This window comes from Nocardioides sp. GCM10027114, assembly GCF_042659625.1.
Lineage (GTDB): Bacteria > Actinomycetota > Actinomycetes > Propionibacteriales > Nocardioidaceae > Nocardioides.
Map to the genome: position 1 here is coordinate 202454 of NZ_JBHSSS010000026.1, position 13485 is coordinate 215938.

General features: G+C 73.3%; 15 protein-coding genes. 10 read left to right on the top strand and 5 right to left on the bottom strand.

The genetic code is table 11. The features are described from left to right. Positions 1-44: 44 nt before the first annotated feature. A complete protein-coding gene (locus tag ACFP2E_RS15335) occupies positions 45-857 on the top strand; it encodes a hypothetical protein (protein ID WP_378523680.1) in 813 nt (270 codons plus the stop codon). Between the two features lie 26 nt (positions 858-883). Beyond that, complete coding sequence (locus ACFP2E_RS15340) at positions 884-1528, top strand: class I SAM-dependent DNA methyltransferase (RefSeq protein WP_378523681.1); 645 nt, start codon at positions 884-886, stop codon at positions 1526-1528. A gap of 20 nt (positions 1529-1548) precedes the next feature. Here ACFP2E_RS15340 and disA read toward each other — a convergent pair whose 3' ends face one another. Beyond that, positions 1549-2631 (bottom strand): DNA integrity scanning diadenylate cyclase DisA, encoded by a 1083-nt coding sequence (gene disA, locus ACFP2E_RS15345; RefSeq protein WP_378524169.1) that lies wholly within the window; start codon positions 2629-2631, stop codon positions 1549-1551. 123 nt (positions 2632-2754) lie between these two features. Next, positions 2755-4179, bottom strand: coding sequence for a DNA repair protein RadA (gene radA / locus ACFP2E_RS15350; protein ID WP_378523682.1), 1425 nt, complete (start codon positions 4177-4179; stop codon positions 2755-2757). A gap of 72 nt (positions 4180-4251) precedes the next feature. On the opposite strand from radA, the gene ACFP2E_RS15355 reads away from it, so the two are divergent. After that, the gene (locus ACFP2E_RS15355) at positions 4252-5298 is read left to right on the top strand and encodes a LacI family DNA-binding transcriptional regulator (RefSeq protein ID WP_378523683.1); all 1047 of its coding nucleotides are present in this window, start codon (positions 4252-4254) and stop codon (positions 5296-5298) included. Positions 5299-5313: 15 nt separating this feature from the next. On the opposite strand, the gene ACFP2E_RS15360 is transcribed toward ACFP2E_RS15355, so the two are convergent. The 3 genes from ACFP2E_RS15360 to ACFP2E_RS15370 form a co-directional block, all read right to left on the bottom strand. Then, complete coding sequence (locus ACFP2E_RS15360) at positions 5314-5988, bottom strand: class I SAM-dependent methyltransferase (protein WP_378523684.1); 675 nt, start codon at positions 5986-5988, stop codon at positions 5314-5316. Between the two features lie 43 nt (positions 5989-6031). Further along, positions 6032-6670, bottom strand: coding sequence for a VOC family protein (locus ACFP2E_RS15365; RefSeq protein WP_378523685.1), 639 nt, complete (start codon positions 6668-6670; stop codon positions 6032-6034). A 97-nt stretch (positions 6671-6767) separates the two neighbouring features. Next, entirely contained in the window at positions 6768-7529 is a 762-nt protein-coding gene (locus ACFP2E_RS15370) for a hypothetical protein (RefSeq protein ID WP_378523686.1), read from the bottom strand. Positions 7530-7573: 44 nt separating this feature from the next. Here ACFP2E_RS15370 and ACFP2E_RS15375 point away from each other — a divergent pair, with 44 nt between their 5' ends. The 7 genes from ACFP2E_RS15375 (at position 7574) to proC (ending at position 13364) form a co-directional block, all read left to right on the top strand. After that, complete coding sequence (locus tag ACFP2E_RS15375; protein ID WP_378523687.1) at positions 7574-8518, top strand: Ppx/GppA family phosphatase; 945 nt, start codon at positions 7574-7576, stop codon at positions 8516-8518. 25 nt (positions 8519-8543) lie between these two features. After that, positions 8544-9365, top strand: a complete 822-nt coding sequence (locus ACFP2E_RS15380) for a sugar phosphate isomerase/epimerase family protein (protein WP_378523688.1) — start codon at positions 8544-8546, stop codon at positions 9363-9365. Then, a complete protein-coding gene (locus ACFP2E_RS15385) occupies positions 9362-9988 on the top strand; it encodes a TetR family transcriptional regulator (RefSeq protein ID WP_378523689.1) in 627 nt (208 codons plus the stop codon). Before ACFP2E_RS15380 ends, ACFP2E_RS15385 begins: the two co-directional genes overlap by 4 nt. Before the next feature lie 27 nt (positions 9989-10015). Next, complete coding sequence (locus ACFP2E_RS15390) at positions 10016-10738, top strand: ABC transporter ATP-binding protein (protein WP_378523690.1); 723 nt, start codon at positions 10016-10018, stop codon at positions 10736-10738. Continuing rightward, a complete protein-coding gene (locus ACFP2E_RS15395; RefSeq protein ID WP_378523691.1) occupies positions 10735-11472 on the top strand; it encodes an ABC transporter permease in 738 nt (245 codons plus the stop codon). The genes ACFP2E_RS15390 and ACFP2E_RS15395 overlap by 4 nt, the downstream gene beginning before the upstream one ends. Positions 11473-11595: 123 nt before the next feature. Then, entirely contained in the window at positions 11596-12525 is a 930-nt protein-coding gene (locus ACFP2E_RS15400; protein WP_378524170.1) for a proline dehydrogenase family protein, read from the top strand. Between the two features lie 32 nt (positions 12526-12557). Continuing rightward, complete coding sequence (gene proC / locus ACFP2E_RS15405; protein WP_378523692.1) at positions 12558-13364, top strand: pyrroline-5-carboxylate reductase; 807 nt, start codon at positions 12558-12560, stop codon at positions 13362-13364. The last annotated feature ends 121 nt before the right edge of the window (positions 13365-13485 follow it).

The following is a 13485-nucleotide window of genomic DNA, read 5'->3' on the forward strand; positions in this document are numbered from 1 at the left end:
GTGGCAGCGGGCCCTGCGGCGGTCCGCTCACTAACGTTCCCCGCATGACCGCGCTGACCCGGGGGCCGCTGCCGGCCCGCGTCTACTGGACCCGGCGTGTCCTCGTCCTCGGGACGGTCTTCCTGCTGGTCCTCGGGATGGCCCGGCTCGTCGGCGGTGCCGGCGAGGAGGAGCAGGCGGTGCAGGTGTCCGGTACGCCCACCGCCGCGCCGAGCGAGGCGCCCACCGGTACGCCGGGCGGGACCGCCGCGGCCGACCAGGGGGACCGGGAGAAGCAGAAGCGCAAGAAGAACCGCAAGCCGGCCGAGCCCGTGCTGGCCGAGCCCGACGGACCCTGCATCGACCAGGACGTCGCAGTGACGCCGACCGTGGAGCGGGCGGTCGGCGGCCGCAGCGTGCGGATCGCCCTCGAGCTGCGCACCATCGAGGACGAGGCGTGCACCTGGCGCGTCTCCCCGGAGTCGCTGCAGCTGAAGATCACCTCCGGCTCCGACGAGATCTGGTCGAGCAGGCAGTGCCCGCACTCCGTCCGAACCCGCGACGTCGTGGTCCGCTCGGCGGTCACGTCGAAGGTGGCGGTCCGGTGGTCCGGTCGCCGTTCCGACGAGGAGTGCTCGCGCTACACCGACTGGGCGCTGCCCGGCTGGTACCACGTCACCGCGGCCGCGCTGGCCGGCGAGCCGAGCGACGTGCAGTTCGAGCTCGTCGCCCCGGAACGACCCGTCATCACCCAGACCGTCCCCGCCGAGCCCCGCCAGGGCAAGAAGCGCAACCGGGACGCCGGCAACGCGGGCGGCGGCAGCAACGGCGGCCAGGACCGCGACCGCAAGACCGAGCCCAAGCCCAAGCACCGGTGACCCGACCCGCGGCATCGTCCCGTCCGGTGGCGGGCCTCGACGCGGTGCGGGCCTCCTACGACCGCGTCGCCGACAGCTACGTGCGGCTGCTGGAGACGACGGGGATGGGTGACGTCCGGGTCCAGCCGTGGCTCCGGGCGGCCCTCGACACCTTCGCCGACGCGGTCCGCGACCTCGGCCCCGTGCTGGAGGTCGGCTGCGGACCGGGGACGGTGACGGGCTACCTGCGCGAGCGCGGCCTCGACGCCACGGGCGTCGACCTCTCCCCGCGGATGGTCGACCACGCGCGGCGGCTCCACCCGGAGTGCCGCTTCGGCGTCGGCTCCGCCACCGACCTGGACCTGCGGCCGGCCTCCTGGGGCGGGATCCTCGGCTGGTGGTCCCTCTTCAACCTCCCGCGCGAGGTCCTGCCGGACGTGCTCACGAGCTTCCGGCGAGCGCTCGTGCCCCGCGGCCAGGTCATCATCGCGACGCACGCCGGCGAGGGTGACGTGCCGCGCACGGAGGCGTACGGCGGTGTCCCGGTGCAGTGGACGACGTACCGCTGGCAACCGGAGCAGCTCGCGGTCCTCGTCGAGGCGGCCGGGCTGCGCGTCGTCGCCGAGCTCCGGCTGCCGGCGAGCGACCAGCAGGGCCCTGCCGTCGTGCAGGTGGCGCAGCGCGACGGCTGAGGTCGCGACCGGCCCGGGCCTCAGACGTAGCGCTCGAGGATGGTCGACTCCGCGAGCCGGCTGAGCCCCTCGCGGACGCTGCGCGCCCGAAGCTCACCGATCCCGTCGACCGCCTGCAGGTCGTCGACGCCGGCGGAGAGCAGCTTCTGGAGCGTGCCGAAGTGGTCGACCAGCCGGTCGACGACGGCGCTGGGCAGCCGCGGCACCTTGGCCAGCAGCCGGTAGCCGCGCGGCGCGACCGCGCCGTCGAGGTGCTCGGAGCTGCCGAGCCCCAGCGCCTTCGCGGCCGCGGCCGGGTCGACCAGCTCGGTCGGCGAGAGCGCCTCGAGCCGGGCGAGCAGCTCGGCGGGGCTGCGGGTGCGACGGCCCGGGGGCAGGTAGTCGCGGATCACCAGCTCGCGCTCGGCGTCGACGCCGGTCACGAGCTCCTCGAGCTGCAGCGACAGCAGCCGGCCGTCGGTGCCGAGCTCGAGCACGTAGTCCTCGATCTCGCGGGCGATGCGGGTGACCATCTCGAGTCGCTGCGCGACGACCGCGACGTCGCGGACGGTGACGAGGTCCTCGATCTCCAGCGCCGACAGCGTGCTGGCGACCTCGTCGAGGCGCAGCTTGTAGCGCTCCAGCGTCGCGAGCGCCTGGTTGGCGCGCGACAGGATCTGGCCGGAGTCCTCGAGCACGTGCCGCGTCTCGCCGACGTACGCCGCGATGATCTGCATCGACTGCGACACCGAGATCACCGGGAAGCCGGTCTGCCGGGCGACCCGGTCGGCGGTGCGGTGGCGGGTGCCGGTCTCCTCGGAGTGGATGCGGTGGTCGGGCATCAGGTGGACGGCCGCGCGGATGATCCGGGTGACGTCGCGGTCGACGATGATCCCGCCGTCCATCTTGGCGAGCTCGCGCAGCCCGGTGGCCGTGAACGGGACGTCGAGGGCGAAGCCGCCCGTGGAGATGGACTCCACGGTCTTGTCGTGGCCGAGCACGATGAGCGCGCCGGTGCGGCCGCGCAGGATGCGCTCCAGGCCGTCGCGCAGCGCAGTCCCGGGCGCGATCGAGGCCAGCGTGGCGCGCAGGCGCAGCGTGTCGTCCGAGCGGTCCGTGGCCACCACGCGGTCCCTCCTCCTGGCAGCGGCGAGGGTCGCCGCGGCGTCAGTCTAGGAGATCGGCCGTCGCGGAGGGGGCAGGCGGACGCCAGGGGTGCGGCGGCCGTCGCTGGCGCGGCGTCGGGCTCAGAACTCCGGGGGGACGTCGGTCGCCCGGAGGTGGCGCTGCCGGGGCTCGGCGAGCCGCAGCAGGTGCAGTGCCGAGGCGACGTCGGGGGCGTCGGCGACGGTGATCCCGTCGACGCGGCGGGTGCCGCCCCGGCGCGGGCCGTCGCCGGGCTCGCCCGGCACGACGGCGGTGGTGAAGCCGAGCCGTCCGGCCTCGGCGATGCGCTGCGGCAGGTCGCGTACGCGGCGGAGCTCGCCGGCCAGCCCGATCTCGCCCATCGCGACGACCCCCCGCGGGGCGGGGAAGCCGGTGGTCGCCGAGGTGAGCGCCACCGCGACGGCGAGGTCGGTGGCGGGCTCGGAGAGCCGGGCGCCCCCGACGGTGGAGACGAACACGTCGTGGGCGTGGAGCCGGATGCCGCAGTGCTGCTGGAGGACCGCGAGGACCATCGCGACGCGCGAGGAGTCGACGCCCGAGGTGGTGCGGCGCGGCCGCTCGGAGGCCGACGGGGTCACCAGCGCCTGCACCTCCGCGAGCAGCGGCCGCCGTCCCTCCATGGTGACCGCCACGCAGGTGCCGGGGACCTGCTGGTGGTGGGTCTCGACGAACAGGCCGGTCGGGTCGGTGACGGCGGTGATGCCCTCGCGGGACAGGTCGAAGCAGCCGACCTCGTCGACCGGACCGAATCGGTTCTTCATGGCCCGCACCATCCGGAAGCGGCTGTTGCGGTCGCCCTCGAAGTGGAGCACGACGTCGACGAGGTGCTCGAGGACGCGCGGGCCGGCGATCGAGCCGTCCTTGGTGACGTGGCCGACCATCACCGTCGCGATGTTGCGGGTCTTGGCGACCCGGATCAGCGCGGCCGCCACCTCCTTGACCTGGGTGACGCCGCCGGGGACGCCGTCGACGCCGCTGGCGCCGATCGTCTGCACCGAGTCGATGACGAGCAGCTCGGGCCGCACCTGCTCGATGTGGGTCAGCACCGCACCGAGGTCCGTCTCGGCCGCGAGGTAGAGCTGGTCGTGGACGCCGCCCGTCCGGTCGGCGCGCAGCCGGACCTGGGAGGCGGACTCCTCGCCGGTGACGTAGAGGGTGCGTCGCTGGTAGCGCGCGGTCTGCGCCGCCACCTCCAGCAGCAGCGTGGACTTGCCGACACCTGGCTCGCCGGCGAGCAGGATGGCGGCGCCCGGCACGAGGCCGCCGCCGAGCACCCGGTCGAGCTCGGGCACCCCGCTGGTGCGGAACGAGGACTCCTCGACCGAGACCTGCCCGATGGGCACGGCGGCGGAGGTCACCGGCCCGGCCGCGGAGCGTGCGGTGGGTGTCGCGGCGGCCTCGGCGACGGAGCCCCAGGCCTGGCACTCACCGCAGCGGCCCACCCACTTGGCGGTCTCCCAGCCGCACTCGCTGCACCGGTAGCTGGATCGGGTCGTTCTCGGCATGCGCGGCACGCTAGGCCACCCCGCCGACAGCCGTGGCTATGCTGTCGTTGGATCGATCAAGGAGGGGGAGGCATGTCGCGGATCACGGGCCGTGCGATGCCGGGTCGTGCCCCGGCGGTGCCACCCACGCTGGCCGACGTCGCCGAGCGTGCGGGGGTCTCCCGGCAGACCGTGTCCAACGCCGTCAACAACCCCGACCTGCTGCGCGCTGACACGCTCGTGCGGGTGCAGGAGGCCATCGACGAGCTGGGCTACATCCCCAACCGGGCCGCCCGCAACCTGCGCACCCGCGCCTCCCACCTGATCGGGCTGCGCTTCACGCCCGCGCAGGAGGGCACCGCCAACGCGACCATGGACCGGTTCGTCCACACCCTCGTGGAGAGCTCCGGCGAGAGCGGCTACCACGTGCTGCTCTTCCCCGCCGACCCCGAGGACCCGCTCGCCGGGTACGACGACCTGCTGCGGGCCACCGCCGTCGACGCGTTCGTCATCACCGACACCTACCTCGGCAACCCGCAGGCCACCTGGCTGCAGTCGCGCCGGGCGCCGTTCGTGGCGTTCGGGCGCCCTTGGGAGAACCCGGACTCCACCCACCCCTGGGTCGACGTCGACGGTGCCGCCGGGACCCGCCTCGCCACCGACCACTTGCTCGACCGCGGCCACGAGCGGATCGCGTGGATCGGCTGGCGAAAGGACTCGCGGATCGGCGAGGACCGCCGCTCCGGCTGGAGCCAGGCGCTGCGCGAGCGCGGCCTGGCCACCACCGGCCTCGCCTCGCGCTCCGAGGACACCGTCGCCAGCGGTCGCGAGGCCTCCGCCGTGCTGCTCGACGAGGCGTCGCCGACGGCGTTCGTCTGCGCCTCCGACACCCTCGCGATGGGCGTGCTGCACACGCTGGCCGACCGGGGCCTGGTGCCGGGCCGCGACGTCGCGGTGGTCGGCTTCGACGACTCCCAGGTGGCGCAGACGGTGCCGCCGGGGCTGACGTCGGTGCGGCAGCCGCTCGAGCAGGTGGCGATGGAGATCGTGAAGGCGCTGGAGGGGCTGCTCGCCCACCCGCCGGTCAACCGGCCCGGCGTGCTGCTGGCGCCGACGCTGGCGATCCGCGGCACGAGCTGAGGGTCCGCCGCCGGCTCAGAAGTCCTTCGACCAGAGGTTCACGGCGTAGTCCACCTCCGTGCCCTCGTGGGTCGAGAGCACCTCGTCGGCGACCTCGCGGGTGAACTCGATGAGGACCACGCTCTCGAGGTCGGCGCGGCTGGCGAACGACCAGCGGATGTCGACGGGGGTGCGCGTCCAGCCGCGGGTCGACCAGAAGCGCTCTACGGCCACGGGGTCGACGTTCGGGTAGCCGCGCCGGAACCACGCCCCGAACGTCGACCGGGTCGCGTCGTTGTCGATGACGAACGCCGTGCCGCCGCGGCGTACGACGCGGTCGAGCTCGGCGAGCCCGGGCTCGCAGCCGGGGCCGAAGAAGTAGGCCCACCGGACGTGGACGACGTCCACCGACGCGTCGGACAGCGGGAGCGACTGGGCGGTGCCCTGGTGGACCTCGACGTGGGGGAGCGACCTGGTGCGGCGTCGGGCGAGCGCGACGAGGTCGGGGTGGGGCTCGACGCCGATCACCCGCGCCGCCTCCTCGGCGAAGCGGGGCAGGTGGTAGCCCGAGCCGCAGCCGAGGTCGAGGACGGTGCGTCCCTGCCAGCCGGCGAGGCCGCGCATCGCCTGCTCGAGCCGGCCGTCGGGGTCGGCGGCGCGGTTCTCGAGCTCGTACGTCGCGGGGTGCTGCCAGATGTTCGGGCTGGGCACCGCGCCGGGCGGCAGCGTCAGGGCCGGCCTCCTGCGGTCCGGCTCAGATGCGCACGAGGCCGGCGGGCGTCTGCACCTGCGCGGCGATGATGCCCGGGGTGCCGTGCGGCGCGACCCACTCGACCTTGATGTCCTCGAGCGGCGCCTCGACCGGCTCGCCGAGCCACTCGCTGACGCGCAGCGGGTCGCCCGCGATCTCCAGGCAGGCCAGGGACAGCTCGGGGTCGGCGCCCGTGCTGGGGTGCATCTCGCGGGGGCTCTGCCACTCCACGAAGAAGGGGAGCTGCGGGTCGGCGATCAGGCCGTTGATGCCGATCTGCTTCCAGGTGAGCTCGGTGCCGTCGGGGCGGTGGCGGTTGCCGCTGACGGCCTCACGGCCCAGCCGGCTCTCGACGACGTTGATGTCGTCGACCGCGACGACCCAGCCGAGCCAGCCTCCACCGAGGGCCGAGCGGGCGCGCACGGCCTGGCCGAACGGCGCCTTGTCGGAGGCGGGGTGGTCCAGCACCTCGACGATCTCGAGGTAGGTCTGGTCCGCCATCGGGAGGATCATGTTGCGAGTGCCGAAGCGGGGGTGGACGCCGCCGTCGTGGAACTCCGTGCCGAGCAGTCCCCCGAGGCGCTTGGCGGTGGCAGCGAGCCCGTCGGGGCCGGCCGCGTACGAGAGATGGTCCAGGCGCATACAGGCATTCTGGGCAATCGCCACGTGGCCTCGGTCACCGGGGTCGAGGTCTCTCGACGTCGAGATGTCTCGACGGGCAGGACCGGGGGGTTGCAGGTCAGTGCGGGTCGGCGGGGTGGATCGCCAGTGCCGAGCGGGACCGCAGGTGCGCCTCGCAGTGCCGCACCAGCTCGTCGTACGCCGGGCGTCCCATGAGCTCCACGAGCTCCGGCTCGTTGGTCACGTAGACCGGCTCCACGCCGACGTGCGCCTCGGTGTTGCCGGAGCAGTACCAGTCGAGGTCGTGGCCGCCGGGCCCCCAGCCGCGCCGGTCGTACTCCCCGATCGTGACCTCGAGGTACGACGTCTCGTCCGGCCGCTCAACGGTGCGGTAGGTGCGCCGGATCGGCAGCTGCCAGCACACGTCCGGCTTGGTCTCCAGCGGCTCGCGGCCCTGCCGCAGCGCCAGCGAGTGCAGTGCACAGCCGGCGCCGTTATGGAAGTCGGGACGGTTCTGGAAGACGCAGGCGCTCTGGCCGTCGACCTCGTGCACCTTGGTCTTGGGCTCGCCGTCCTCGTCGGTCTCGATCCAGTCGGCGCGGCGGACGGTGCGGCCGGGGTGGAACTGCCAGGTCTCCTCGTCGAGCTGGGCGACGAACCCCGCCACCCGCTTCTGGTCGTCCTTGTCCGAGAAGTGGGCGCCGAGCGTGCAGCAGCCGACGTCCGGCGCATCGGCGTAGATGCCGGGGCAGCCCTGCCCGAAGATGCACATGTAGCTCGACGTCAGCCAGGTCAGGTCGCAGCGGAAGACCTGCTCGTCGTCGGCAGGGTCGGCGAACTCGACGAAGGCGCGGGGGAAGACGAGGTCCACTTCTGGCACCTCGCAAGCCTACGGCCCCGGGGCGGACCGGTAGTTTGGTTGCCATGCGCCTGGGCGTGCTCGACATCGGCTCCAACACCGGACACCTGCTCGTGGTGGACGCGCACGACGGTGCCGCGCCGCTGCCGGCCTTCTCCTACAAGGAGCCGCTGCGCCTGGCGGAGCACCTCGACGACTCCGGTGCGGTGTCGCAGACCGGCGTCGACGCGCTCACCGGCTTCATCGCCAAGGCCCTGGTCGTGGCCGAGGACAAGGGCTGCCAGGAGATGCTCGGCTTCGCCACCTCCGCGGTGCGCGAGGCGACGAACTCCGAGGCCGTGCTCGACCACGTGCGGACCTCGACGGGCGCCTCGGTCGAGGTGCTCTCCGGGGAGGACGAGGCCCGCCTGACCTTCCTCGCCGTGCGCCGCTGGTTCGGCTGGTCCTCCGGCCGGCTCGCGGTCTTCGACATCGGCGGCGGCTCGCTCGAGGTCGCCACCGGCGGCGACGAGTCCCCGGACGTCGCGTGGTCGCTGCCGCTGGGCGCCGCCCGGCTCGCGGCGAAGTGGTTCCGCGGTGGCCCACCGGACGACGACACGGTGCGCGCGCTGCGCAGGGAGATCCGCGCCGAGATCGCCCGCGAGGCGGGCAGCCTGCTGCGCGCCGGCCGCCCCGACCACGCGGTGGCGACCTCCAAGACCTTCCGGTCGCTGGCCCGCATCTGCGGTGCCGCCCCGGCCGACGCGGGGCTGCTGGTCTCACGGCTGCTCGAGGCGGGGACGCTTGCCGAGTGGCTGCCCAAGCTGGTGCGGATGAGCCACGACGAGCTGGCCGAGCTCCCCGGTGTCTCGGCTCGACGGACCCACCAGATCGTCCCCGGCGCCCTCGTGGCCGACGCCGTGATGGACATCTTCGACCTGTCAGCGCTCGAGATCTGCCCGTGGGCACTGCGCGAGGGCGTGATCCTCGAGCGCATAGATCGCATCAGCCGCTCCGGGGACTCGGGGTGAGCCCCGTGGCACAGGTACCCGTCGCATGAGCGCGGCCGCTCCCGGGGGACTGCGGATCGGCCTGTCCACGGCGTCGGTCTACCCCGAGTCGACCGCGCACGCCTTCGCGTACGCCGCCTCGTGCGGCTACGACGCGGTCGAGGTGATGGTCGGCATGGACGCGCTGAGCCAGCAGGTCACCGCCGTGAAGCAGCTCAGTGACCACCATGCCGTCCCGGTGTGTGCGGTCCACGCCCCGTGCCTGCTCTTCACCCAGCGGGTCTGGGGGACCGAACCCTGGGGCAAGCTGCAGCGCTCGGCCGAGATGGCCGCCGAGGTGGGCGCGCGGACCGTCGTCGTGCACCCGCCGTTCCGGTGGCAGAAGGAGTACGCCGCCAGCTTCGTCGAGGGCATCGCGGCGCTGGAGGAGTCGACCGGCATCGCGTTCGCGGTCGAGAACATGTACCCGTGGCGGGCGTCGTCGCGCCGCGCGGTGCGCCGCGGCGTCGAGATGTACCTCCCCGGCTGGGACCCGTCCGACGAGCCCTACGCCAACACCACGATCGACCTGTCGCACGCCGCGATCGCCCACTCCGACCCGGTGGCGATGGCCGAGCGGCTCGGCGAGCGACTGCACCACATCCACCTCACCGACGGCACCGGCTCGGCCAAGGACGAGCACCTCGTCCCCGGCCGGGGCACGGTCGGCGCCGCCGCCTTCCTCGAGCACCTCGCGGCGACCGGGTTCGCCGGCGACGTCGTCCTCGAGATCAACACCCGCCGCTGCACCACCCGGGAGGAGCGGGAGACCGACCTGCGTGAGTCGCTGGAGTTCGCGCGCGCCCACCTGCCCGTGGCGACGCCGTGACAGCGGCGGCCGGAGCAGGCTCCTCGGGCCCCGCGGGGTCGGTCCGCCGCGGCCGCCGACCGGGCGCCCCCGACACCCGGAACGCCATCCTCGCCGCGGCCCGCGAGCAGTTCGCGGCGCACGGGTTCCGGCGTACGACGATCCGGGCGGTGGCGGCGGAGGCCGGGGTCGACCCGGCGCTGGTGCACCACTACTTCGGCTCCAAGGACGATCTGTTCGTCTCCGCGCTGGAGCTCCCCGTGGACCCGCGCGCCGTCATCGGGCCGGCGATGGCGGAGGGCCTCGACGGTGCGGGGGAGCGGCTCGTCAGGGCGCTGCTGGAGATGTGGGACGACGAGGACGTGCGGCCCCACCTGCTGGCGCTGGCGCGGACCATGCTGGAGCCGGAGGGGCACCGGCTGATGCGCGAGGGATTCCTGCCGGCGGTGGTCCTGCCGGCCGCGCAGGTCCTCGGTGTGGACCAGCCGGAGCGGCGGATGACGCTCGTGGCGAGCCAGGTGATCGGCCTGATCATGACCCGCTACCTGCTCGAGGTCGAGCCCCTGGCGTCGATGCCGCGCGAGGACGTCGTCGCGGTGGTCGGGCCGAACATCCAGCGGTTCCTCGCCGACCCCTTGCCCTGAGCAGGTCCGAGGCGCACAATTCAACGCATGATGAAAAACGTGGTCGAGGTCAGCGACCTCGTGGTCGTGCGTGGCGGGCGCGAGGTGCTCCACTCGCTCATCTTCGGCATCGACGCCGGCATGGTGACCGGCCTGCTCGGCCCCTCGGGGTGCGGCAAGACGACGCTGATGCGGTCCCTGGTCGGCGTCCAGCGCCTGGCGTCCGGGTCGGTGCGCGTCCTCGGCCACGACGCGGGTTCCGCCCCGCTGCGGGACAAGGTCGGCTACGTCACCCAGGACGCCAGTGTCTACCCCGACCTGACGGTCACGGAGAACCTCGCCTTCTTCGCCCGGGTGCTCGGCGCCGGCTCTCGTGAGGTGGAGCGCAGCATCGAGGCCGTCGACCTCGGCTCCCATGCCGATGTCGTGGTCGCCCGGCTCAGCGGCGGCCAGCGCTCGCGGGCCAGCCTCGCCGTCGCGCTGCTCGGCGACCCGCGGCTGCTGGTGCTCGACGAGCCGACCGTCGGGCTGGACCCGGTGCTCCGCCGGGACCTCTGGGGCCTCTTCCACCGGATCGCCGAAGGCGGAGTGGCGGTGCTGGTCTCAAGCCACGTCATGGACGAGGCGGAGCGCTGCGACCGCCTGCTGCTGATGCGCGAGGGGCGGATCATCGCCGACGACAGCCCGCTCGGGATCAAGCAGCGCACCGGGGCCACGGACGTCGAGCAGGCGTTCCTCGCACTCGTCGACTCCCAGAAGGAGCTGTCATGAGCCCGCGCATCACCCTCGCCGTGGCCGCACGGGTCCTGCGGCAGCTGCGCCGGGACCACCGCACCCTCGCCATGCTGCTCGTGGTGCCGTGCCTGCTGATCAGCCTGCTGTGGTGGATGTTCGACGCCTCCTCGCCCCAGGTCTTCGACCGCGTCGGACCCGGCCTGCTCGCCCTCTTCCCGTTCACGATCATGTTCCTGGTGACGTCGGTGACGACGCTGCGCGAACGCTCCGGGGGCACCCTCGAGCGGCTCCTCGCGATGCCGCTGGGCAAGCTCGACCTGCTCCTCGGCTACGCGCTCGCCTTCGGGCTCGTCGCCGCGGTCCAGTCCGCGCTCGCGGTGGCCCTCAGCGTCACCCTCCTCGGCCTCGACGTCGAGGGACCGGTCTCGATGCTCACCCTCGTGGCCGTGGCTGACGCCGTGCTCGGCTCGGCGCTGGGCCTCTTCGTGTCGGCCTTCGCCCGGACCGAGTTCCAGGCCGTCCAGTTCATGCCGGTGGTCGTCATCCCCCAGCTGCTGCTGTGCGGGCTGTTCGTGCCCCGGCCGGCGCTGCCCGACGTGCTCGAGGCGATCAGCGACCTGCTCCCGCTCTCGTACGCCGTGGACGCGATGCAGGAGCTGACCCGCTCCGCCGCCACCGGGCCGGTGTGGGCCGACCTGGGGGTGGTGCTCGGGTTCGCGCTCGCCGGCCTCGCGCTCGGCGCGGCGACCCTGCGCCGTCGTACCGCCTGAACCACGAAGTGGCAGGCTTGGCCCCGCGAAGTGGCGGGGTTGGCGCGCCGAGGTGGCGGTGTCGGCCCGTCGCCGCCGCTTCGTCGGTTCGACCGGCCAGGACGTAGCCTGTGCGTCATGTCCTTGCTCCGTCAGCCGATCCTGCTCCTGGCGCGCAGCCAGCAGGTGAAGAAGCTCGTCAGCACCCTGCCGGTGTCGTCCGGCATCGTCACCAGCTACGTCCCCGGCGAGACCACCGGGTCCGCCGTCGACGCCACGGCCGCCCTGGCCGCGGACGGTCTCGACTCCACCCTCGACTTCCTCGGTGAGGACACCCTCGACCTCGAGCAGGCGGAGGCCACCGTCCAGGCCTACCTCGACCTGCTCCAGCAGCTCTCCGACCGCGGCCTCACCCGCCGCGCCGAGGTCTCGGTCAAGCTGTCGGCGATCGGCCAGGCGCTCCCGGAGAACGGCCACAAGGTCGCGCTCGAGAACGCCCGCACCATCTGCCGGGCCGCCCGCAACGCCGGGACGACGGTGACCCTCGACATGGAGGACCACACCACCACCGACTCGACGCTGGCTATCCTGCGCGAGCTGCGCAAGGACTTCCCGGAGACCGGCGCCGTGCTGCAGGCCTACCTCCACCGCACCGAGGCCGATTGTCGGGCGCTCGCCTACGAGGGCTCGCGGGTGCGGCTGTGCAAGGGCGCCTACAAGGAGCCCGAGACCGTCGCCTTCCAGAGCCGCCTCGACGTCGACAAGTCCTACGTCCGCTGCCTCAAGGTGCTGATGGCCGGCCAGGGCTACCCGATGATCGCGACCCACGACCCCCGGATGGTCGAGATCGCCTCGTCCCTCGCCAGCCGGTTCGGCCGCGCCAAGGGGACCTACGAGTTCCAGATGCTCTACGGCATCCGCCCTGCCGAGCAGAAGCGGCTGGCCGACAACGGCGAGTCCGTGCGGGTCTACATCCCCTACGGCCTCGAGTGGTACGGCTACCTCATGAGACGCCTCGCGGAGCGGCCGCAGAACCTGTCATTCTTCGTGAAGTCCCTGATCTCGAAGAAGTAGCCCGGTCGCGGGACCGGGGGAGAGGCGGAGCCGTGGCTCAGACCGCGATCCTCGGTGCGGGGGTCATGGGCGAGACCCTGCTGTCCGGCCTGGTCCGTGCCGGCCGCCGCGTCGACAACCTGCTGGTCGGCGAGAAGCGTCCCGAGCGGGCGCGCGAACTCGAGGAGCGCTACGGCGTCGCCGTCGCCTCCAACGTGGAGGCGGCCCGCAAGGCCGACACGGTCGCGATCGTGGTCAAGCCGCAGGACATGGGCGACCTCCTCGACGAGATCGCCCCCGAGCTGCGACCCGGCCAGCTCGTCGTCTCGTTGGCCGCCGGCATCACGACGGCCTTCATCGAGTCGCGGGTGCCCGCCGGTGTCGCGGTCGTGCGGGTCATGCCGAACACGCCCGCCCTCGTCGACGAGGGGATGGCCGCCATCGCGCCGGGCTCCCACTGCGACGACGCCCACCTCGCCGAGGCCGAGGCCCTCATGGCCTCGGTCGGCAAGGTGCTGCGCATCCCGGAGCGCCAGATGGACGCCGTCACCGCCATCTCCGGCTCGGGGCCCGCCTACATCTTCTTCGTCGTGGAGTCGATGATCGAGGCCGGCGTCCACCTGGGCCTGCCGCGCGCGACCGCGACCGACCTCGTCGTGCAGACCGTCGTCGGCTCGGCCAAGATGCTGCGCGAGACCGGCACCCACCCCGTCGTGCTCCGCGAGCAGGTCACCTCGCCCGGCGGCACGACCGCTGCCGCGCTGCGCGAGCTCGAGGTCCACAAGGTGCGCGCGGCCTTCCTCGAGGCCATGGAGGCCGCCCGTGACCGGTCCCGGGCCCTCGCCGAGGGCTCGGCCTGAGCCTCGTCCATGCGGGTTCACCACGGTATGTCGGTGGACCCGCACATCCCGTGGTGTGTGCACCGGGGGATGTGCGGGCAGGCCCACATACCGTGGTGAAGCCGCACCCTGTCACAGGCCC